We start from the raw sequence: 21,898 nt of genomic DNA on the forward strand, positions 1-21,898 counted from the left end.
TACACCAAATGCGGGCTTTGCTACCTGAACCAATTTCCGAGATCACTAACGAACAGCTTCTTGAACGCTATGGTAGCGACCAGCGACCATTCGTGAGATTTAACTTTGTCAGTAGTATCGACGGTAGTGCGCAGGTTGATGGTCGCTCTGCTGGTTTGGGGTCGCAGGCAGATCAAAGGATCTTTGCCCTGCTGCGCCGTCTGGCCGATGTGATTGTTGTCGGGGCTGGCACTGTACGTGCCGAAGGTTATGAAGGCTCGTTGGTTTCAGATGAAGACCGGGAATGGAGAACTTCGCACGGGCTCCGCGCTCACCCGACATTAGCTGTGATTTCAGCGGGCTTACATTTGGAGCCGTCCGACGAAATTTTTACACAGTCCCCGATACCGGTAGTCGTCTTCACCTCGGTCGAGCTCACCGATGAACTTATCCGGTCATATGGTGAGAACGTTCGATTGGTACAGGTCGAGAAACGCGATGGAGGTTGTGATCCAGCCCAGATCGTTGCCTATCTCGATGAACAAGCACTGAGCTTCATTCATTGCGAAGGCGGACCTCGCATCTTTGGACAGTTCGCCAGTGCTGGCGCCGTCGATTCTACTTGCGTGAGCTACTCCCCTGTTCTTGTTGCCGGAGAAGGCAAACGCATTTCGGAGCACGAGAAGGAAACCTTGCAGCAGTTCTCGCTGCACTCCCTCTTCGAAGACGATGACATGCTGTTCTGCGACTACAGAATCAACAAATCAGCTTGATAGCTCCGGGAAGCACCTTCACGCCAAAATTCCCCGTACCGACAAATTCACCATCGGCATAACAATCTTCCTGCGTCCTAATCTGTGCCTGACTTAGTACGTGGCTCACCTTCCGGCGATGGTTGGCACCGACTAGAATTTTTGGCACTAGCGGCAAGACCGGCATCAATCGTGATCCTTGAACCAAGGATAGTTCCAGCTTTCCGTCTGAAAAGTCAGCTTGTGGGAAGAGTTTAATCCCGCCTCCCAACGAGCGAATATTGGCGATACTTGCTACTAGTGCTGCTCCGTCGAAGCGATAAGAACCACACTGAATTGTGGTGTGAAAGCCTTTGAGCTTAGGGACAGTAAGTAGGAGCCCCAGAATGTAGCGAAAGGATCCGAGCTGGCGGGGCAATGCATTTGCAGCAGCGTTAATCCTGGCTTCTGCTCCCCACGAGATCGCCCCTATCGCGTATTTCGGGCTTTGATCTGCGATCTGTTCAAATTCGAGTTGAATCACGTCCACGCTGGTAGTTGCGGCACCAGCGACACAGTAGTTGATGATCTTTTCTAAGGACTGATCACGGTGACGATGCCCGGCCATACGCCAGAAATCATTGCCGCTACCGGCAGGCATGATCCCGACCGGCACGGTTGAATGAATCATCTGCGGGATCATCCGATGAATGAGGCCATCACCACCAACGATGATCAAAGCCCGGTAGGAGTTAGGCAATGCCGGAATCTCGCTACCCTCCGCTATGGACGTGTCCACCAATTCGAACCCGATTCCATGTTCTTTCAGCGCCGCCGCTACCTCGCGTGCTCGCATCAGTGCCTTGCCATTACCGGTTGCGGGATGAAAGACAATGCGGACGATGCTTGAAGAGTCAATGGGTTCCATACACATAGAGATTACTGAGGTGGTCAACACAACCCAAAGACCTCCCAGTATCGATTAGCTAAAATGGGGTGTAACGGTAATTAACCGTTGCCGTCGAAAGGATCTCACTGGACCATGAGCAGACCGAGCCCGTTTGAAATACTTGGTGTTGCTTCTTCGGCCAGCATGGAAGAAATCAAGGTCGCCTACCGTCGTGCTGCGCGTGCCACCCACCCTGATCTGGGCGGCAGTGAAGAAAAGTTCCGCGAAGTCCAACAGGCATTTCAAGATATTTCCGAGCTACATAACCCGATAAGCCACGATCAAACCTTCCAAAATCCAGGCGACGCACCTCGTGCAGGATTCTCCGCCCGTCCCTTTGACGAGCGCCTTCGTACTACACCTCAGCAGCCGAAAGCACAGTTGGCTACCCAGTACGTGCCAGAGTTGAATGATGAGTCCTTCACCTGGTTGAGCCGGTCTCTGTCTGAACAACGAATTCATGGTGAACCACGCAAGCGCGGGTTATTTGCCAACCGTTCTCGTTTGATTCGAGAAGCTAACACCATTAATCTGCTCAACAAGAATGTGCTCAGTGTGCTTCCGGCGGCTCGATTGGTCAACGGTCTAAATTCCCCACAAGGTGGGCAATATGATCATGTGATTCTTGCCGGGTACCGTATGGCTGTCATCAACACCATGACCCTGCCTGAGGGCTATTACTCCTTCGACGGCAGTGTCCTTCGCCATGGCAATAAGCTGACCCAGCCACCAACATTTTCAGTCGCGTCGCTTCAGCGCAATTTCATGCAGATGAATGTGGTGCCCTTTACCTTGGTGCTCTCCCCTAACGGGAATCGGCATGAGCCAGTTATTGAGTACCGGAGGAACGCGGATCCGACTTTGGCTACGACTCCGAATGTACTCAACGCTGCAGCGCTGATTAGAGAGCTAAAGCTCTTCTTGGGTTCTGGACCTACACCAAATGTTGTTGACCGTATGGCCCTAGCCCACCTACGTGAGGGTATGTACTAAGTTCAATGGCGCCATAGCGTGTGATGAACGCTTAAACTGGTTAAGTGTTCCGTATCGTTTTCAACGCCCCAGAGATCCCGGGTAATTCCGGCAATGCCATCCGCCTCTCCGCTATCACCGGTGCACAACTGCACCTAGTAAAGCCCTTAGGCTTCAATTTCGAAGATGCCAATCTGCGACGCGCGGGTCTGGATTACCATGACATGGCTAATGTCACTGTTCATGAAAATCTTGACGCGGCATTCGAAGCATTAGGTGAAGGACGCGTATTCGCATTCACCTCCGAAGCTGAGACTGTTTACACCGACGTCCAGTACGAGCCAGGCGACATCTTGATGTTCGGTAAGGAGTCCGCTGGTCTGACAGCAGAGGAGAAGAAGCATCCTAGGATTACCGATTTGGTTAGCCTTCCTATGCTGCCCGGGCGCCGTTCGCTGAATCTTGCCAACACTGCCTCGATCGTTGTGTACGAGGCTTGGCGCCAACATGGTTTCGAAGGCGCATAAAATACCAGCCTCCAACCGCAACGTATACAGCTTTACCTAATCTTTATAAAGTAAGCTCAGATTGTGCTTGCAGCTTTGTGAGTATTGAACTGTGCCGACGACATTTCGGGAGAATCCAAGACAATGAACGGTAGCGAATCACAGCACCGCGACGAGCCTCAGGACGATGACCTTGGACTAGATCTGGTGAGCCACGTGGCCAGCAGCTCACGAGCCGAGCGGAAGGCCAGACCAAAGCGTTGGATTTTCGTAGTTATCGGAATCGTTGTGATTGCCGTTGTAGCAGCTGTTGCCATTTCCCTGCTTTCGGGCGGACCCAAGGCTTCAAAAGCGTCAAAGGCCAGTGATGCGAAGAGCATGGTAGTGAAACTCAAGAGCGGAGGCCAAGCGGATCTGAGCACCTCGGAATCTAAGAACGCTATTGGAGTTGAACTGACTTCGTTGCCGCCCCTGGATGAATCTGAGAAGTATGTTGCTTGGGCCGTTCATGAATCAGGCAGTGTTTCAGTAATCACCACGAGCTCTGGCGAAGACGAATCGGCTGGTTTTAGTCCAGCTGAAGATGTCATTGCCATTCATATCACTGTCGAGAATTCGAAGATTCCGGATGCACCATCCGAAGATACTGAAGCCTCGGTAGATGTTCCTTTCAGTGAGAAAGACATGGCTAAGAATTCGGACGGTGCATAGCCTAGAATTCAGGTTCTGCAATCTAAAGTGCCCGTGGTTGATGGGAATTTTCCCCATCGGCCACGGGCACTTTTATGTTCGAAAGTTCCGATCAAAAACCGGCAATCGTATCGTCGGCATTTACGGCAACGAGGTGGAACGACTCAGCCAGGTTACCCTTGGCAAACTGCGCGCGTTCGGCATTAGCGTTACATTGCTGGAGTACAAAACGTTCCATTGCTGCAACATCTGGGTGCTGGGTGAAATGGGAGCGTAATGCGTCCATCTTCTTCTCAAAGAAGTCGGTGATGTCGACAAAGCCGTTCTCACGTTCTTTCGGGGCACCGTAGAGCCAAAGCCAGGGCACTTTGTAGGCGTCTAGCCCCTCGTCACGAAGCAGTTCAGGATACGCGAAAGGGTTCTCAACTGCCGGATAGATAGCGCGAGTCACTGCCTCACCGCAGGCCAAATGGTCAGGGTGAGATCGCTGAATCCGGTCCCAATTGCGCTCGGGATGCATGGCCATCACGATAGTTGGCTGGACCTGACGGATTAACCGCACAACCTTGCGCAAGACATCCTGATTGGCTTCAAGGAATCCATCGCGTTCGCCTAGGAAATGTACGGTTTGAACTCCAACTTTGGCGGCGGCCTGTTGCTGCTCGGCATGCCGAAGCGCAGCAGTTTCTACCGGGTCGCGGTCGTCGAATCCGCCTGCATCGCCATCGGTCATGATGCAGTACTGAACTTCAACTCCGGCAGCGGTGAACGCCGCGATGGTTCCCGCCGCACCGAAGTCTAGATCATCCGGATGAGCACCAAAGGCTAGGACTCTTTTGGTGTGGGCACCGATGAATTGTGTTGTGTCGATCATGCTTGGCGGCGTCGAATCTCTTCTGCAGCCTGAGGCAGGACCTTATCCAAGTCTCCCACGATTCCAAAATCAGCGATTTCGAAAACCGGTGCGTCTACGTCCTTGTTGATGGCAATGATGCACTTGCTGGTCTGCATTCCAGCTTTCTGCTGAATGGCACCAGAAATTCCGGCGGAAATGAACAGCTGCGGTGAAACCGTGACACCGGTCTGACCGATCTGCGCGTCGTGAGAAATCCAGCCAGCATCGGTTGCTGCACGTGAGGCACCCACCGCGCCACCCAGTGCATCCGCCAGCGCTTCAACGGCGCTGAAATCACCATTTACGCCACGACCGCCAGCGACAACGACGCGTGCTTCGGTGAGCTTGGGTCGGTCTGAAGCGACTTTCTCTTCCGTAGCCATAATACGCACCGACGGTGCAGTGGCAGCCGAAACGGCCAGTTCTTCTACGGATACTGACACAGCTTGCGCCTGCGGGGTGTCTTCGATGCTGTTTGGCTTGAGGGTTACAAAGAGCACTCCGCCCGAAGCCTGAGCTTGAGCGCTGTAGCTTCCGGCAAGTTCGTCCTTGGTCACCACCAGGTCTGCGCTGATATCGATCGCATCGGTCACGATGGATCCGTCAACGCGCACGGCGATACGGGCAGCGACTTCACGGCTGAAGTTATCATTGGCCACCACGACTACCTGCGCAGCCGACTCTTTCACAGCTGCTTCAAGCGCCGAAAGCGAGTGGTCAAGGAACGAGGACTCATTAGCTGGTGCAACCAGAAGCTTGTTCACTCCGTATGCACCCAGCTGAGTAACAGCAGCTTCAGGAACCTCGGATGCTACGGCTACGGTGGGCTCGCCGATGCTGGCGGCAAGAGTCAACAGCTCACGCTGGGCCTTAGAAGGCGCGTCAGAGAGCTCAGTGAAAAATACTAGTGCTGAAGGCATGTTCAAAATTCCTTAGATCAGCTTTTGTTCGGCCAAGAAATCAACCAGGGCAATTCCTGCCTGGCCGCTGTCGTTGATAATGGTGCCGGCCTCGCGGGCAGGGCGTGCTTCAGCGTTAAGCACCGTGATGTGCGAGCCAGCAGCACCTACTGCTTGCGCGGCAAGGCCAAGATCGGCCAAGCTGACTTCGGTGATGCTCTTCTTTTTGGCAGCCATGATGGCTTTGAAGTTTGGGTAGCGCGGGTCGTTGGCCTGATCCGTGACGGACAGGACCGCTGGAAGAGCCGCAGCTAGGGTCAGGGTACGGTCAGCATGATCGCGTCGAATGCTCAGTTCGCGAGTTGCGCCGTCGAAGTCCACGTTCAGAGCATGGGTGAGCTGCGCAAAGTTCAGTCGCTCGGCCAACTGGGCCGGAACCACTGAGGTTTCAGCGTCAGTCGAAGACATTCCGGTAACAACCAAATCTACGTCACCTACGTGTTCTACCAATGCGGCCAAGGCTTTGGAAGTAACTACGGTGTCTGAGCCGATCAAGGCTTCGTCGTTCAGGTGCACTCCGGAGCTGGCACCCATCTGCAGCGCCTTCTTGATCGAATTGCTGGCACTCTTGGCTCCCATGGTGGCAGCGATGACTTCGTGCCCTGCAGCGAAGCCGCCTTGAGACTCAACCAGTGCTACGGCTGCTTCCACTGCGTACTCATCAAGTTCTGACAACACTGATTCTGAGCGGTCCAACCGCAGTGATGCAGAGTCGATATGGCGATCAAACTGCACATCTGGAACGTGTTTGACCAACACCACTATTTTCAGCGGCGCCGTGTTTTCCTCGGTCATTCGAGCCTTCCTACAAGCTATGGTGTCCACCGGACCCGCAGGTACCAACGGACGTTCTTATTCACTGACTATCGTATCTATACATCTACAGTCACTTCTTGTTTATCGTCGAATATGCAGGAAGTGACGCAGGCAAGTTCGTCACTTGCCTGCGTCACTGATTTCACTACGTCATCATTACGACTTTATTTAGTTATTTGACAAGGTTCCTACGGTCACCTTGGCAGTCTCTTCCTTGCCGTTACGGGTGTAACGGATTTCCGCTTCGCCGTTTGCCGCGATCTCGCGAATCGCTGCGGTCACCGTCTGCGAATCACTCACTGCACGGCCGTTGACTCCGGTGATCACGTCGCCCTTCTTCAGGCCAGCCTTTGCTGCTGCCGAACCGTCGCTCACGCTGACCACCTGTGCACCAACCGAGAACGAGGTGGCGTTATCTGAGCTGCTTGAATCAGGGGCCTGCGCAGTGACCGTTGCACCCAGCAAGCCGTGAGTTGCTGAACCGTTATCGATCAGTTCCTGAGCCACTCGCTTGGCGTAATCGATTGGAATGGCAAAGCCAACACCAATCGAGCCGCCTTCATCACTGGACGTAGTGCTCGATCCGGAGGATGCAATCGCGACGTTCACACCGATGATTTCACCGCTGGAGTTCACCAGAGCACCACCGGAGTTACCGTGGTTGATGGCCGCGTCCGTCTGAATGACGTTCACGTAGATCGATCCGCTGGATTGTTGCTGCTGCTGTTGCTGCTCCTGACCAGGGAATTGGAAGTTGAATTGGTTATTGTCCTGGCTATCGGACGAGCTGCTATCTTCAGGTACCGCCGAAGACGCAATGGAAATCGTACGGTTCACGGTCGAAATGATGCCGTCAGTCACGGTGCCACTCAAGCCCAGGGGCGCACCGATAGCAACTGCGGTGTCGCCGACATTCAACTTCGATGATGAGCCCAACGTCGCTGGCACCAGTCCGTCAGCCTGAATGTTGATAACAGCTAGATCTGACATTGGGTCGGTTCCAACAACCTTGGCGGTGTGCACCGATCCGTCGTTCATCTGAACGGTGATCTTAGGGTCTGCAACTTCACCGCCGAGGGTGACCACGTGGGTATTGGTCAGGATATTGCCCGACTTATCCAACACGATGCCTGAACCTGAACCGCTACTGCCGTTGCCGGAAACTTCGATGGTGACCACGCTTGGGCTGGCCTTCGCCGCCGCAGCGGTCACCTCAGTGACCTTGTCCGGGTTATTGATTACCACGCCCTGGTTCGTGCCCGAGTTAGCGGAACTTGATGAGCTACCAGAATCGTCCATTAGGTACGTGGTTCCGGCGGCGGTAATGCCACCGATTAATGCGGCGGCAACCATGCCCGCGATCAACGTGCTTCCTGCAAATCGCTTCTTATTACGTGATTCCTGCTCAGGTGGAACCGGGTAGGTCTCGTGAGTTGTGGTGCTACCAGCGTATGGTGCACCGTAAGCTGAAGCGTTGTTATTATGCGCTCCAGCGGCGTTCTGGTTCTGATAACCCGAAGCACTTTGCGATGAGGTGCTCATTGGCTGGGTATAAGGTGCAGAAGCCTGGTTTGTTGAGTTAGTTGAGGTGCTTACCTCTGAATCTTGATTCAACCGTGGGTAACGGGTGGTCGGCTCATTGGAACCAGCACCCGTGCTGTTTTGATCATTTGATGGCCCTGCGGAATTACCGAAATTGTCGTCGCGTGGCTCATTCGGGGTCTGGCTCATGGCTTGCCTCTTTCGAACTGTAGTATCTCTTGAGTTCTATTATTCAACCCTGGTCTGTGGCATCAAATTGTGATGACTTTGTGCTTCCTGTGAGTTAAGTATTCTGGAAGCTGAATGTCGTAGACGTGCTTCATTAGGCCAAATAGAATCAATCCTAAGTGTGAATCCATTCTCGGAATCCATGAGGTCGGGTACGTCTCGATCTGAGTTTGACTAAGCTTTTCGGGCAGGAACAAGACAATGGGTATGAAAGCTAGACAAATGATCGCCGGTGCGATTACCGCATCGATAATATCGCTGGGAGCGGCTGCACCGGCATTGGCCGAGTCTCCCATAAGTATTCCAGCAGGTGACTTTGTCATTGACAAGTCAGGCGTACTCGGATCAGATCACTCCCGCCTGGAAAGTGAAGTTAAAGATCTTCGGGTCGATACCGGAATTAGTCTCTTTGCCATCTACGTGGACGAATTTTCGAATCCGACCAAGGCTGCGGACTGGGCACAGGCCGTCGCTGAGAAGAAAGGCATGGGTAATTCCTCTGCCATTCTGGTCGTTGCCACCGACACGCGCCAGGCGTATTTCATGGGCTCTGAAAACGGACCTCTTGCAGCTGATGATCAAGACATTTACCGTTCGGATATTGGACCGGCGCTCAGCGTTAGTGACTGGGCCGGCGCAGTGGACGGAGCCATTCAGGGCATTCGAGATGTAGACAGTGGTGCCTCCACCAGTTCGGGAAGTTCATCATCGGGAAGTAGCAATGGAGGAATAGTGCTCACTGTATTACTTTTGGTAGCGGCACTTGCCGTCGTTGGATTCTTGTTCCTATCGCGTCGTAGCAAGAAGAACTCCCCTACCTTGGCCGGGCAGCAACAACAAGGTATGCCCGGCATGTATGGTGCTCCAAAGCAGCAGCAACCTCTGGTCCCTCTTGAACAGCTTCGATTGCAGGCCGACCAGCTATTAGTTGCGGCCGATGATTCAATCCGTTCTTCCCAGCAAGAACTGGGCTTTGCGGAAGCACAGTACGGCAAACAATCGGTTGACGTTTTTGTACAAGATCTGGCTAAGGCCAAAGAACATCTAACTGAATCGTTCAGACTGCAGCAACAGCTCGACGACGACATTCCAGACACCGAAGCAGACCAACGCTCGTGGCTGACCGAAATTATCAATCGGTGCCAGGAAGTCAATCGCTCTTTGCAAGAGCACGCCAACGAGTTCAAGCAGCTTCGCCAACTGGAACAAAATGCAGAAGCACGCATCACTGAACTCACCGCCAATCAGCAACCGCTGAACCAACGACTCTCAGCCAAGGTCGGCGAACTGGAGCGTTTGGCCGCCAAGTACGATGTCAGTGCCACTAGCCAGGTGAAGGACAACGCAGTTCAAGCAGGCGAACGCCTAACCTTCGCAGCTTCCGCTTTGCAACAAGCTTCACAGAAGCTATCGGGTAGCCGTTCTGAAGCAGCGGTCTTGATTCAAAATGCGGAAGACGCTCAAGAGCAGGCCAGCGTACTGCTGGAAGCCATTGCCAAGACGGGCGAAGCCTTGGAACAGGCGGAACAAGATCTCAAAGCTGCGGTTGCTTTGGCCGAACGCGATCTGGCTCAGGCAAAAGCCACGTTTGCTGCCGGCACCGGATCAGATTTGGCTGGGCCAATCGCTGGTGTCCAGAGCGCGTTGAGTAGCGCACAGCAAGCAATCGCGGGTGGCAAATACAACCCGCTGGCCCTGATCACGTTGCTTGATGATGCCTCCAAACCGCTCAATGAGTCGTTATTGCAGCTCCGGGATCAAGCTCAACAAGATCAGGCAGCCCGCGACCAGCTACAGTCCTTGCTTCACACAGCTGCTTCACGTGTCAATGGTACTGATGACTACATTCGTGCACGTCGTGGTGGCGTACGTTCGTCGGCTCGTACCCGACTCGCTGAAGCTCAGCGAACCTTAGACGAGGCGCACGCGGTAGCTAACTCGGATCCGCGACGTGCCGTCGCCTCTGCCCAGCGCGCCATTCAGCTGGCCGATCAGGCAGCTCAGATGGCCGAAAGCGATGTCAGCGGCTTCGGCGATGGCTTCGGCAACGCAGGATCCATGGGTGGCTATGGGCGTGGGGGCCGTGGCGGCATGTTTGATGGCGTCGGCGGCGCAGTCCTCGGCGGAATCCTCATTAACACCATCCTGGGTGGTGGACACGGTGGCGGCCACTCCGGTGGCAACGACGGCTTCTTTGGGGGCGGTGGCTTTGGTGGTTTCGGCGACGGAGGCGGCTTCGGAGGAGGAGGTGACTTCGGCGGAGGCGGCGGAGGTGGCGGTGACTTCTAATCTTTCCCGCAGAGTTTGTCCAGCAGTACAGAAGTACCAAAGATATTTTGACGAATAGGAAGGTCTCAACATGACCAAGCAATCAATCTTCGGACGCATTTCACAATTGGCCAAGGCCAACATCAACGCACTGTTGGATTCAGCCGAGGATCCACAAAAAATGATGGATCAGATGGTCCGCGATTACAACGACAATATCGCTGAAGCTGAGCAGGCCATTGCCCAGACCATCGGTAACCTGCGCATGCTGGAAGACGACTACCGCGAAGATGAGCAGGCTGTTTCAGAGTGGAGCAACAAGGCACTAGCCGCCTCAAACAAAGCTGATGAGTTCCGTGCCACAGGTCAGAGCGATGACGCTGCGAAATTCGATAATTTGGCCAAGGTTGCAATCCAGCGCCAGATCCAGGCTGAGTCTGAGATGAAGACTGCCGAGCCAACGATCAACTCCCAACGTGAAATCGTTGACAAGCTCAAGACTGGCTTGAACCAGATGAAGGAGAAGCGCACCGAGCTAGCCGGCAAGCGTGATGAACTGATTGCTCGTTCAAAGGCAGCCCACGCGCAGAACCAGGTCAACGAGGCGGTCAAAGCCGTCAACATCATGGATCCGTCCAGCGAAATTGGACGTTTTGAAGAAAAGGTTCGCCGTGAAGAAGCCCGAGTGCGAGGTGCTGCAGAGCTGGCTTCTTCGAGCCTAGATGCTCAGTTTGAGTCCTTGGAAGATCTCGGAGAGCAGACCGAGGTGGAGGCCCGATTGGCTGCACTCAAGTCCAAGCAGGCCGGCGCCATCGAAGGCTCAGCACCGGCTAGACGTCTGACAAGCGATGGTGTGTAGCTGCAAAGCAGCTACACACCATCGTTTTTTTGGACTCAGGCCAGTCTGGAGGCGCCAGGGCCTGTGCCGATGAACGAGCAGTAATCAATGGTTAAACGAAAAGTGGAGATCCTTTCGGATCTCCACTTTTACTTTGGTGGCGGGGATAGGATTTGAACCTATGACCTCCGGGTTATGAGCCCGGCGAGCTACCGAACTGCTCCACCCCGCGTCGGTAATTACAACAATACCAATCGGCGAATGACTTGGCCAATTGAGAGCCAGTGGCCTTTGTCACCACCATTCGAGAACGACTAATTCCGCCACTCACCCCCGGCAGAGACTCGCTCGCGCTCTAAGTGGCGACTGCCCCAACCACGGTGTCCGAGCAACGGTTAAACCAAAAATGGAGATCCTTTCGGATCTCCATTTCCACTTTCGTGGCGGGGATAGGATTTGAACCTATGACCTCCGGGTTATGAGCCCGGCGAGCTACCGAACTGCTCCACCCCGCGTCGGTAAATACAACATTACCAACTGATGAACTCAATAGCCAATCGAGCGAAGTGACCTTGATCGCACGAACACTTTTTGCGTCGACTGTCACAAAAACAACACTGTTTAAACCAAAAATGGAGACCCTCTCGGATCTCCATTTCCACTTTCGTGGCGGGGATAGGATTTGAACCTATGACCTCCGGGTTATGAGCCCGGCGAGCTACCGAACTGCTCCACCCCGCGATGACTAGACAATTCTTGCATCATCGCGGAGCGAAAGCAAATCGGTAAGTTCCCCCTGGCGCTTAGCCTTCGGAACCCTGCGCGGCGTCAGATGGTGCTGGCGACTCGCTTGGAGCGTTCTCGTCAAGCTGCACTTCCCCATCAACTTCGGTGCCGTTGATTGCCGAGTCAGCTTCCATAGCTCGGTTCAGCGCATCTTGCAGTTGCTTCTGCGCTTCACCGTAGGCTGCGAAGTCACTCTTAGAGAGCGCATCCTGACCCTTGGTAATGGCCTTATTGGCATCCGAGAGTGCAGTAGAAAGCTTCTGAGCATCAGACTGGGTCGGAGCCTTTTCGCTTTCCGGTGCGTCCTCACCTGGCGATACACCTTCGGTCTCACCGGTTACCGCACCGGAGTTTCCACCAAAGACCTCATCCAGGGCCTCGGAGAGAGTATCAGCGAAGCCAACCTGATCACCGAAGGAAACCAAAACCTTTCGCAGCGTTGGGTAGCTCGTCTGTCCCGAGGACTGAACGTAGACCGGCTGAACGTAGAGAATACCGCCACCGACTGGCAAGGACAGCAAGTTACCGTTCTTGACCTCGGAAGCACCCTGACGCAACAGGTTCAGTTCCTGGGTCACCCGGGTGTTGGTATCGAAGTTCTGCTGTGCCTGACCTGGGCCAGGAACCGCGGTGTCACGAGGCAGCTCCAACAGTCGTAGCTTTCCGTAATCCTCAGACTTCACGCCAGCCTTGGAGCCAGCATCAGCGGAAGCCGACAAGAACCCAAAGAGCACGTTGCGCTGCTGCCCATTAGAAGCGGCGGCAGGGATGAATGTCGAGGTCAAGGAGAATGACGCTTGGTCTTGGGTCGGCATCTTCAAGGACATGAAGTACGGAGGCTGCTTAACTCCTGCCGCGGACGAGGTCGGATCATCAGGAACAGCCCATGCGTCGTTGGATTCGTAGAACGCGTCAGGATTATCAACGTGATAGGTCGTCAGCACTTCTCGCTGCACCTTGAACATGTCCTCTGGATAGCGGACGTGCTCGATCAGGTCAGCCGACATGTCTTCCAACGGATGCATGGCCGTTGGGAAGATCTTCTGCCAGGCCTTCAAGATTGGCTCATCGGTGTCCCAAGCATAGAGCTTTACTGAGCCGTCATAGGCGTCAACGGTGGCTTTAACCGAGTTCCTCAAGTAGTTCACCCGACCACTCATGGATAGCTCCTGAGTATTCGTCAGTGAATCCGCCACTGCCGAATCCAACTGCTTCTGTTGGGAGTACGGGAATGCGTTCGAGGTGGTGTATCCGTCGACGATCCACTGAACACGTCCGTCAACGATTGCTGGGTAGGCGCTGGAGTCCAAGGTCAGATATGGCGCTACCTTGCTCACTCGATCACGAGGGTCACGATCGTAAAGAATCTGAGATTCATTGTTGACTTGCTGTGAGAGCAACAAGTCAGTCGAGGCAAACTTTAGTGCGTAGACCAGTCGATTAAACATATTGCCAACGTTTGGTCCACCATCGCCGGTGAACGTGTAACGCGTGTCTTGGTTTTCCCCGCCGGTTCCAGGGCGGTCAAGCTCCTGGTCGGTCCAGCCTTCATCCGGTCCACCTACGACGGAGTACTCCGGCGAGTTTTCACCGAAGTAAATACGAGGCTCGTACTCCTTGTCGGTGATCAAATCACCGGAAGTTGGAATACCACCGAGCATGAAGTCCGGTCGGCCGCCAGCGGCAACGCGGTTACCGTAGGCTGCTACAAGCCCATAGCCGTGGGTGTAGTTAATGTGTTGGTTGACCCAGGTGTCATTTTGGTCAATGTTAACTTCACGGGCGGCAATGACGGTATCTTCCACCTTGCCATCTACCTTGTAGCGGTCAACGTTCAGGTTCTTCGGGAAGGTGTAGTACCCACGGAACTGCTGAAGCTGGGCGAAAGCAGTGGAGACCAAGTTAGGATCAAGCAAGCGAATATTCGCAGTGGTCGAGGTTTCCTCAGCCAACGCATTTTTCTCTGTGGAGATCTTTGCGTCGTAGTCAGTAGTCTCAACGTCATCTAGGCCGTAAGCCAGTCGCGTCATTTCGATATTTCGGTCGATGTAGCTGCGCTCGAGTTCACGCTGGGACGGAACAACCTTGTACTGCTGTACCAAGAATGGGTACACGCCACTCACAACGATCATCGTGACCACCAACATGGCAGTTCCGATCAGTGGCAGGCGCCACCGTCCGTTTACGGCAGCGATGACAAAGACAATCGCTATCAAGACTGCAATGATCGCAAGAATCATCTTTGCAGGAATAACCGCGTGCACATCCTTGTACAGCGCACCGGCAACGCGGCCGGACTGGTTGGTCAACGTCTCGTACTGGCCAACCCAGAAGTTCGCGGCCTGCAAAATCAAGAAGACAGCGACTACGACAGCAGCATGGACACGCGCTGCTTTTCCGATGGTGATACCACCGCGCTCTTCAACACGGATTCCACCGTAGAGGTAGTGCGTCAACAGGCCGGCGACTCCGCTCAGCAGGACCACCGAGATTAGGAATCCATTAATGAGCCCAATGAAAGGCAGCGAGAAGATGAAGAAACCCAGATCCATATTGAACTGAGGATCGTTGCTTCCAAATGGAACCTGGTTGAAGAAGAGTAGGACTGTCTGCCACTGCCCCGCTACCGCGACAGCAGCAAAGATGCCAACAACCAGCGGGATGCCAACCATCAAAAAGCGACGGATTGGTTCCAGCTGCGCCTGGTAACGAGACATGGTATCTGGCTGGTTCGCATTGGGTGCGTACACCGGGCGATGCTTGTAGGCGCTACGCATGGAGAACCACATTGGTACAGCCATGAATACCAGTGCGATTACAAAGATCACTAGTTTAGCGATGCGCTCAGTCCAGTAGACCTGCGAAAAACCCAGCTGGTTGAACCAGAGGATATCTGCATAAAAATTGGACAGGAAAACGAATACCGCAACCAAGATCACCACCGCGAAGATGGTCAGAGTCAGCGGTGAAACTTTCCTACCTGATGGCTTGGAAGGTCGTTGCGGTTCACGAGGCCTCGGCGGGCCCCCGAACGGACTATCCGATCCGTATGACACTATTTTATTCCTTACTTTGGGTCCCGCCAGCTGCTTGAAGCCGGAGGACTCGTTTACCTAATTCTTGAACGAGCGATAACTAGCTTTTGATCCTTGCGTCACATTCTTCCCTTGATGTGGCACCAATCCTATTCACATGTCGCGAAACTCGATGGATCTTGACCGTCCGCGATCTTTTCCAGCGCAGAACGAGCTTCTTTCAGAGTTGAAACTTTCACGACATTCAGCCCCTCCGGCACTCGACCAACTACTTCGTTGCAGTTTCCAGCCGGAGCGAGGAATATGGTTGCCCCGGATTTCCTAGCCGAGACCATCTTTTGGGCGATACCACCAATTGGTCCAACGGTTCCATCAGCAGAAATTTCGCCGGTGCCCGCCACGTGGTGCTTGCCTGCCAGTGAGCCTTCGGTGAGCCGGTCAATGATTGACAAGGCAAACATCATGCCGGCGCTTGGACCTCCAACGTTGGACAGACCGAATTTCACGCCGATGGGGAACTTGTGTTCAGTTCCCAAAAAGACCCCGAGTTGACGCTCACCATTCTCTGCGGCCTGGGTCTGAACGGCGACGTCAACGTTCTTATAATCACCCTGTTTGTCAGCTCGCCCTACCGTCAGGGTTGCCGGCTGATCGCCATTGGCATCAAGGGCTTTCTTCAGCTGTTCAAGTGAAGAAACGCTCTTACCTTCGTATTTGAGCAACCGGTCACCTTTTTTGAGCAACTTGGAATTGAGCTCATTGGAAAAGTCTGCGACGGTTAACCACGTCTTGAAGTCATATCCAAGTTCGGTCAGCGCGGCTGCTATGGCTAGATCCTGAGATGAAGTCATCATCATGTCGTTTTGCTGATTTTGCTGTTCAGATGACGTGCTGTGCGCCATGATAGTTTCTTCCGGCACAACGTCTTTGGTGGGATTGAGCAGTGCTTCAAGAACAACTGGAATCGTCACGCGGTTTTGTCCGCCACCTTGTACGTAGACGGTGAGCAAATCTAGTTCGCTATCCGACGCGTAGGTCTTTGCTCCATCGATGGACACCACATCTTTGCCCTCGTCCTTGCCCAAAGTGTTAAACACTGGGCCAGGAGAACGAATCATGAAATTCGTGGGCAAGAACATCATGACGCCCACAAGCAACAAGGCGATGACCCCGGCGCTCGTCTTTTTCAGAGACTTGGAACCTGATGATTCATGACTAGTTTTGTCATGCGCCACCATCGAGTCGTGTGGTTCCTGTTCGTGCACTGGTCCTGCTCCCGCCAACTATCAAAATATCTCTGGTTACGCCCTACAGACGTCACCTCTCTTAGCCTACTGATACATAGGCGATAAAGGCATCAGCAATATGGCGTATTCAGTGTGCCGAAAGCGAACTGTAGCCAAGATTCATGGGAACTATTTGCCAGACACGGTAGTTTTAAAGGCATGGCACAGAACCCCCCGAATAACCGCCCGAACGGCGACGACGACGATAACAACCCGCAGGATCCCCTTTCTGCCATGTTCTCGCAGCTCTTCGGTGGCGGATTTGATCCCAATAGTCTTCCTCCACAACTGCGCGATGCTCTCGGCGCCCAGGGCGATCCAGCAGCAATGCAGAAAATGATGCAGCAAGCCCAAGCAATGATGTCGGCCATGATGAGCAATAATGCTTCGGCTGGCCCGGTGAACTGGAAGCTTGCTGCCGACACCGCGTTGCAGGCCTACGCGAGTGATGATCCGGAAGTTTCGCAGGCGCGCCAGAGCGCAATCAGTGACGCATCGAATTTGGCTGATCTGTGGCTGAATAACTCAACCGTCTTCGAATCCAACGGGCATCCAACCGAGGCTTGGACTCGCAAGCGTTGGTACGACAAGACACTGGCGACGTGGAAACAGGTCACCGAACCAGTGGCTGAGTCCGTCGCCACCGCCATTACTTCGGCTATGAAGGATCAGATCCCTGAAGAGATGAAGGGTATGCTCGGCAATTCCGATTCTATGTTCCGAAATCTCGGAGCAAGTATGTTTGGCATGCAATTGGGTACCGCATTAGGTGGTCTAGCAACCGATGTTTTGGGCGGTACAGATATTGGTTTGCCTCTGGCTGGCTCTACTGCCGGAATCATCGGTACGAACGTCGCTAAGTTCGGTGATGGCCTAGAAATTCCAGAACAGGAAGTTCTGCTTTACATCGTTCTTCGCGAGAACGCGCATGCCCGATTGTTCAGTCGTGTTCCTTGGCTCAGCTCGAAGCTGATTGGAGCCGTTGAGTCCTACGCACGTGGCATTCATATCGACATGTCTCGTATCGAAGAGGCAGTGCGCGATATTGATCCTTCAAATCCTGAGGCGATGCAGTCGGTTCTTGGTGAGGGGTTGTTCGCTCCGCAGCGAACCGCCGAGCAGGACAAAGCACTAGAAAATCTTGAGCTCACCCTGGCGCTGATTGAGGGCTGGGTTGACCACGTGGTTTCGTTGGCTGCGGCAAACTTGCCGTTCGCTGAACACCTGCGTGAGACGATGCGTCGCCGCCGCGCCTCGGGCGGACCGGCAGAATCGGCCTTCGCCGCGCTCGTTGGCCTGGAATTGCGTCCGCGCAAGCTTCGTGAAGCTGCCGCGTTGTGGCATCACCTGTACGACGAACGAGGAATCGACGGTCGCGATGCAGTCTGGGACCACCCAGATCTGATGCCGACTGAGGAAGACCTCAATGACCCAGCAACTTTCACCCAGCGGCGTGAGCTGGCGAACGAAGAGTTTGATGACTTTGACGTTGCGCTGAACAAGTTGCTTTCCGGAGAGTTTGACGACGTTGATCCTCAGACCGAAGATCAGGATCCGAATTCTCCGGACTCGGGCGACGAACCGCAGAAGTAGAGTGTAGAAACCAAGAACCTTCGGGGATGAACCTATGCGTTCATCCCCGAAGGTTTTTAACTAGCTTTGCTCATCATCTCCGAAACCGTCCAGCAGGTTCGGGCCCTGTCCGAGTTCGGCGGCGTACAAGTTGTAACCTGCGTTAAAGGCTTCCAGGTAGAGGTCGGCCTCGGCCCGCCGTTGAAACCGGTTGAGTAAGCGTTGAAATTCGGGGCCGTGACCGGCTTTTGGTGCAGCCAGATGCGCCAGCTCATGAACCAAGACATAGTCGCGCACCCATGCAGGCATATGTTGAAGCTTGGATGAGAGCCTGATCGTTCTTTCCCTGTACGAGGCCGACCCCCAGCGCTTGTTTTGATTGGTAACCCACCGGACGGAAGTTGGATCTGCTAGGTCGTCAAAGTAGAACCGATCTAGTTCTTTCGCACGCTTTTCCAATACAGAATCAGACTGTCCTAGCTCCCTTTTCTGCTGTCCCTGGCGATACTTCTTGAGCATCTCGTCAACAAATCCGCGTTCGGATTTCTCATCTAGCGCTGCCGGTACTTGAACCACTAACTTGTTATCGCGCCACTGGGAGGAGATCGTTTTCCGCCGCTTTTTTGATCTCACAATCTGCACGCGAATATTATCAGGCGCCACAAATTCAACAGTGCTTGGATAAGCTGGCAATGCTTCTTACTCCTCTAGGGTCAATCGTTGATGACAACTCGAAGATATCTTCAGCCTCGGTGTGATTCCAGAACGGCGATGACCGCTTCCCCATAGCGTTCCAACTTACTGCGACCTACACCAGCGATTTTGGACAAGCCCTGTAACGAATCTGGTTGATGTTCCGCAATCGCCATAAGAGTGGCATCTGTAAAGATGACAAATGCCGGCACAGAATTTGAATGCGCCACTTCTGAGCGCCATCCTCGCAAGTTATCAAATAACGCTTCATCATAGGCAGCGGGACAAGATGCACAGCGCTTGAGCTTTCGCTCCTTGGCGCTGGTCAAGAACGTACCGCAGTTAGTACATACTGCTGGTGTAACCTTTTGTTCTCGTCGCTTGTATGAACTTTGCTGCCGGCTGCTAGCCTGACGTACCGATTTAATGCCGTCAAGGAAGCGCGATGGATACCGGTGTGCACGTCCGCCCGAGGTACGGGCCAATGACCACGAGAGGTACAAGTGAGTGCGGGCGCGAGTAATTCCGACGTACAGCAGGCGCCGTTCTTCGTCGTAGCCAGCCTGATCTTTGGCATAGGAGATCGGGACAAGTCCCTCGCTCAGACCCACCAGGAAAACTACGTCCCATTCCAGACCTTTGGCCGCGTGGAACGACGCTAGGGTGACTCCGTCTAGGGTTGGAGCATGTTGAATCGCAGCCCGATCTTCAAGTTCCTTGACCACGTCGTGCAACGTAGCCTCTGTCCCCTGCGAGGATTTTAGGGCCACCACTTCATCGGCTAGTCGTACCAGTGCTGAAAGTGACTCCCAGCGCTGGCGTACTGCGCCTGTTCCACCGCTGGGCGCGTTGACCGAGTATCCGTGCGAGGAGAGGATGTCGCGCACCATCTGAGGCAGTGGGGTGTCGGCAGCAACGCTTAGTGCGGCGCGCAAGGCCAGCATGCCTTCTTTGACTTCTCGCCTAGAGAAGAACCGTTCAGCGCCACGCATAACAAATGGAATGGAGTGTGCACTGAGTGCCTGCTCGAAAGCTTGAGATTGACCATTGGTTCGGTACAGAATCGCGATTTCAGAAATGTCTTGGCCCTGGCTAAGCAGTTTCTGAATTCGCATCGCAACTTCTTCGGCTTCGTTTTCGTCGTCGCCACATTCAAAGAATTCCGGAGCCACTCCGTGATCGCGCTGAGCGATCAATTCCAAAGGTTCTGGCCACGTCACATTGCGGTCGGGGACATTCGACTCAATGCGTCTGGTCGACAGGACCTTATTTGCCAGATTGACGACTTCTGGGGTCGAGCGGTAGTCACGCACCAGCTTCACTACCTTGGCTTCAGGGAATCGTTTCCCGAAGTTCAATAGGAAGTCCGGGCGTGCACCGGTGAATGAGTAGATCGTCTGGGAAGCGTCCCCGACTACGCACAGTTCGTTGCGCTCGCCAAGCCACAGGTCCAAAAGCCGTTGTTGCAATGGCGAAACGTCCTGATACTCGTCAACAACGAAGTGTCGATATTGTTGCCGAACATGGGCCGCGACTTTTTCGTTGTCTTCAAGAATGGCAATAGTCAGCAACAAGACATCTTCAAAGTCAATGACTGACCGATCGTCTTTAAGCTCTTCATAGGTTTGAAAAATTCGAGCCATGCTTACCGGTTCCAACCCGTTGGGCATCTCACGACTTGTTGCGATTTTCGCATAGCTCTCAGGAGAATGCATGGAGACCTTGGCCCACTCAATTTCTGAGGCGAGGTCGCGAACCATAGCTCGGTCGCTAGAGATTCGAAGCCGTCGTGCCGCTTCAGCGATCAAGGGAGCTTTATGCTCCACCAGGTGGGGCAACGTGCCGCCAATGGCTTGTGGCCAAAAGTATTGCAGCTGACGAAGCGCCGCAGCGTGGAAGGTTCGTGCCTGAACGCCAGAGGCGCCGAGCTGGCGCAACCGTGTGCGCATTTCCGCAGCGGCACGTGTGGTGAAGGTTAGGGCCAGAACACTGGTTGGGTTGTATATTCCGGTGTGCACACCGTGTGCTATACGGTGGGTAATCGCACGAGTCTTACCAGTTCCAGCGCCAGCAAGAATACACAGTGGTCCGCTCAAGGTCTGCGCAGCCTGTCGTTGCTCAGCATCAAGACCGGCCAGCAGGTCCTGTGCTGGTGGAACGTCGAATTCTGTCACTTGCTCTGGGCCTCCGGAAGGGGTTTTCCGTACCAACTACGGATCAATGCGTGCGCAATTGAAACGCCCCGCGGTATGTCAATTGTTCCCGCCTCCAGAGCCAGACGGAGTTCGGCACGACTAAACCAACGCAGGTCGTTGATCTCAGCACCATCTGGTATCAATTCGATGCTGGTCGCTTCGGCTGCGAAGCCCAGCATAAGGGACCGAGGCAACGGCCAAGGTTGGGATCCACGATAGGCAACCTCCCCGACAAGTACCCCAGACTCTTCAAAAATTTCGCGGTGCACTGCCGATTCCAATGACTCCCCTGCTTCAACGAAGCCGGCGAGTACCGAATACATTTTTGATTTGAAGTTTGCGTTGGAGCCAAGCAACAGGCGATCTTCGCTGTCGATAACTGATGCGATAATCGCAGGATCGGTTCGAGGGAACAGTTCATGTGAGTTTTCGACACAGCTCTGACCCCACCCAGAATTCGAGGCCTGCACTTCGGAGCCGCACTTCGGGCAATACCGTTCTGACCGAATCCAATTGCAGATGGCTTGGGCTTCAACCAGTAGCTCGGCTTGCAGCGTTGGGAGAATAGTGAAGGCTTCGCGCAGGGTGAACCATTTTTCAATTCCCGCTGCCGAATGATCTTGCGCATCAACGATAGCGACCACGTAGTCGATTGATTCTGCAGTGCCTAAATAAACAAGACGCTCTGCTTCTTTGGCCTTGTAACTCGGTCCTGGCAGGAAGAAGAGCTCCTCTCCTAGGGCGGCCGCGCCTTGGTCAGAGATCAGCATGACTTTGGTTGTTTCTGCTGCAAGTTTGTCTCGTAAGAGATCTGGATTCGGTTGCTCAGTCAATGGACGCTCAATGAGCGAACTTGCAAAAGGTAGTCCAGTTAGCGGAGTTCGATACTTATCTGCCAAAGCCATACATCTAATCTAGTCCACACGCCTGACCCCAGACCCATTTCGAACCTAGTATG

17 protein-coding genes and 3 tRNA genes are annotated in these 21,898 nt (G+C 54.0%); 7 read left to right on the forward strand and 13 right to left on the reverse strand.

The window, feature by feature from the left end:
* The first annotated feature begins 8 nt into the window (after positions 1-8).
* Positions 9-752, forward strand: a complete 744-nt coding sequence (locus tag FJV47_RS02185; protein ID WP_159609596.1) for a pyrimidine reductase family protein — start codon at positions 9-11, stop codon at positions 750-752.
* On the opposite strand, the gene FJV47_RS02190 is transcribed toward FJV47_RS02185, so the two are convergent.
* Positions 736-1,638: a diacylglycerol kinase family protein gene (locus FJV47_RS02190; protein WP_159609598.1), complete on the reverse strand. Its 903-nt coding sequence runs from the start codon at positions 1,636-1,638 to the stop codon at positions 736-738. The two genes, FJV47_RS02185 and FJV47_RS02190, sit on opposite strands and share 17 nt — an antisense overlap.
* A gap of 114 nt (positions 1,639-1,752) precedes the next feature.
* On the opposite strand from FJV47_RS02190, the gene FJV47_RS02195 reads away from it, so the two are divergent.
* From FJV47_RS02195 to FJV47_RS02205, 3 genes are all read left to right on the forward strand, one after another.
* A complete protein-coding gene (locus FJV47_RS02195) occupies positions 1,753-2,652 on the forward strand; it encodes a J domain-containing protein (RefSeq protein WP_159609600.1) in 900 nt (299 codons plus the stop codon).
* Between the two features lie 44 nt (positions 2,653-2,696).
* Positions 2,697-3,158, forward strand: a complete 462-nt coding sequence (locus tag FJV47_RS02200) for a tRNA (cytidine(34)-2'-O)-methyltransferase (RefSeq protein ID WP_159609602.1) — start codon at positions 2,697-2,699, stop codon at positions 3,156-3,158.
* A gap of 123 nt (positions 3,159-3,281) precedes the next feature.
* Positions 3,282-3,848, forward strand: coding sequence for an anti-sigma factor domain-containing protein (locus FJV47_RS02205; protein ID WP_159609604.1), 567 nt, complete (start codon positions 3,282-3,284; stop codon positions 3,846-3,848).
* 91 nt (positions 3,849-3,939) lie between these two features.
* On the opposite strand, the gene FJV47_RS02210 is transcribed toward FJV47_RS02205, so the two are convergent.
* The 4 genes from FJV47_RS02210 to FJV47_RS02225 form a co-directional block, all read right to left on the reverse strand.
* Complete coding sequence (locus FJV47_RS02210; RefSeq protein ID WP_159609606.1) at positions 3,940-4,701, reverse strand: PIG-L deacetylase family protein; 762 nt, start codon at positions 4,699-4,701, stop codon at positions 3,940-3,942.
* Positions 4,698-5,642, reverse strand: coding sequence for an electron transfer flavoprotein subunit alpha/FixB family protein (locus tag FJV47_RS02215; RefSeq protein WP_159609608.1), 945 nt, complete (start codon positions 5,640-5,642; stop codon positions 4,698-4,700). The genes FJV47_RS02210 and FJV47_RS02215 overlap by 4 nt, the downstream gene beginning before the upstream one ends.
* 12 nt (positions 5,643-5,654) lie before the next feature.
* A complete protein-coding gene (locus tag FJV47_RS02220) occupies positions 5,655-6,476 on the reverse strand; it encodes an electron transfer flavoprotein subunit beta/FixA family protein (RefSeq protein WP_200831929.1) in 822 nt (273 codons plus the stop codon).
* A gap of 189 nt (positions 6,477-6,665) precedes the next feature.
* Positions 6,666-8,228, reverse strand: a complete 1,563-nt coding sequence (locus tag FJV47_RS02225) for a S1C family serine protease (protein ID WP_159609610.1) — start codon at positions 8,226-8,228, stop codon at positions 6,666-6,668.
* A gap of 246 nt (positions 8,229-8,474) precedes the next feature.
* On the opposite strand from FJV47_RS02225, the gene FJV47_RS16670 reads away from it, so the two are divergent.
* Both FJV47_RS16670 and FJV47_RS02235 read left to right on the forward strand, forming a co-directional pair.
* A complete protein-coding gene (locus tag FJV47_RS16670; RefSeq protein WP_159609612.1) occupies positions 8,475-10,556 on the forward strand; it encodes a TPM domain-containing protein in 2,082 nt (693 codons plus the stop codon).
* A 70-nt stretch (positions 10,557-10,626) separates the two neighbouring features.
* On the forward strand, positions 10,627-11,394 hold the full coding sequence (locus FJV47_RS02235; protein ID WP_159609614.1) for a PspA/IM30 family protein: 768 nt from the start codon (positions 10,627-10,629) through the stop codon (positions 11,392-11,394).
* 134 nt (positions 11,395-11,528) lie between these two features.
* On the opposite strand, the gene FJV47_RS02240 is transcribed toward FJV47_RS02235, so the two are convergent.
* The 5 genes from FJV47_RS02240 to FJV47_RS02260 all read right to left on the reverse strand — a co-directional run bounded on the left by FJV47_RS02240 (position 11,529) and on the right by FJV47_RS02260 (position 16,459).
* Positions 11,529-11,605, reverse strand: a tRNA-Met gene (locus FJV47_RS02240).
* A gap of 209 nt (positions 11,606-11,814) precedes the next feature.
* A tRNA-Met gene (locus FJV47_RS02245) sits at positions 11,815-11,888 on the reverse strand.
* Between the two features lie 152 nt (positions 11,889-12,040).
* Positions 12,041-12,114, reverse strand: a tRNA-Met gene (locus FJV47_RS02250).
* A 62-nt stretch (positions 12,115-12,176) separates the two neighbouring features.
* The gene (locus FJV47_RS02255; protein ID WP_159609616.1) at positions 12,177-15,215 is read right to left on the reverse strand and encodes a UPF0182 family protein; all 3,039 of its coding nucleotides are present in this window, start codon (positions 15,213-15,215) and stop codon (positions 12,177-12,179) included.
* A 128-nt stretch (positions 15,216-15,343) separates the two neighbouring features.
* Complete coding sequence (locus tag FJV47_RS02260) at positions 15,344-16,459, reverse strand: PDZ domain-containing protein (RefSeq protein WP_159609618.1); 1,116 nt, start codon at positions 16,457-16,459, stop codon at positions 15,344-15,346.
* 180 nt (positions 16,460-16,639) lie between these two features.
* Between FJV47_RS02260 and FJV47_RS02265 the strand changes: the two genes are divergently transcribed.
* Entirely contained in the window at positions 16,640-18,073 is a 1,434-nt protein-coding gene (locus tag FJV47_RS02265) for a zinc-dependent metalloprotease (RefSeq protein ID WP_159609620.1), read from the forward strand.
* 60 nt (positions 18,074-18,133) lie between these two features.
* Here FJV47_RS02265 and FJV47_RS02270 read toward each other — a convergent pair whose 3' ends face one another.
* The 3 genes from FJV47_RS02270 to nudC all read right to left on the reverse strand — a co-directional run bounded on the left by FJV47_RS02270 (position 18,134) and on the right by nudC (position 21,845).
* On the reverse strand, positions 18,134-18,694 hold the full coding sequence (locus FJV47_RS02270; protein WP_159609622.1) for a M48 family metallopeptidase: 561 nt from the start codon (positions 18,692-18,694) through the stop codon (positions 18,134-18,136).
* A 101-nt stretch (positions 18,695-18,795) separates the two neighbouring features.
* A complete protein-coding gene (locus FJV47_RS02275) occupies positions 18,796-20,919 on the reverse strand; it encodes an ATP-dependent DNA helicase UvrD2 (protein WP_159609624.1) in 2,124 nt (707 codons plus the stop codon).
* Entirely contained in the window at positions 20,916-21,845 is a 930-nt protein-coding gene (gene nudC / locus FJV47_RS02280) for an NAD(+) diphosphatase (RefSeq protein WP_159609626.1), read from the reverse strand. Before nudC ends, FJV47_RS02275 begins: the two co-directional genes overlap by 4 nt.
* Between the last annotated feature and the right edge of the window lie 53 nt (positions 21,846-21,898).

The sequence above is a fragment of the Glutamicibacter sp. JC586 genome (genome assembly GCF_009805585.1).
Taxonomy (GTDB): Bacteria; Actinomycetota; Actinomycetes; order Actinomycetales; family Micrococcaceae; genus Glutamicibacter.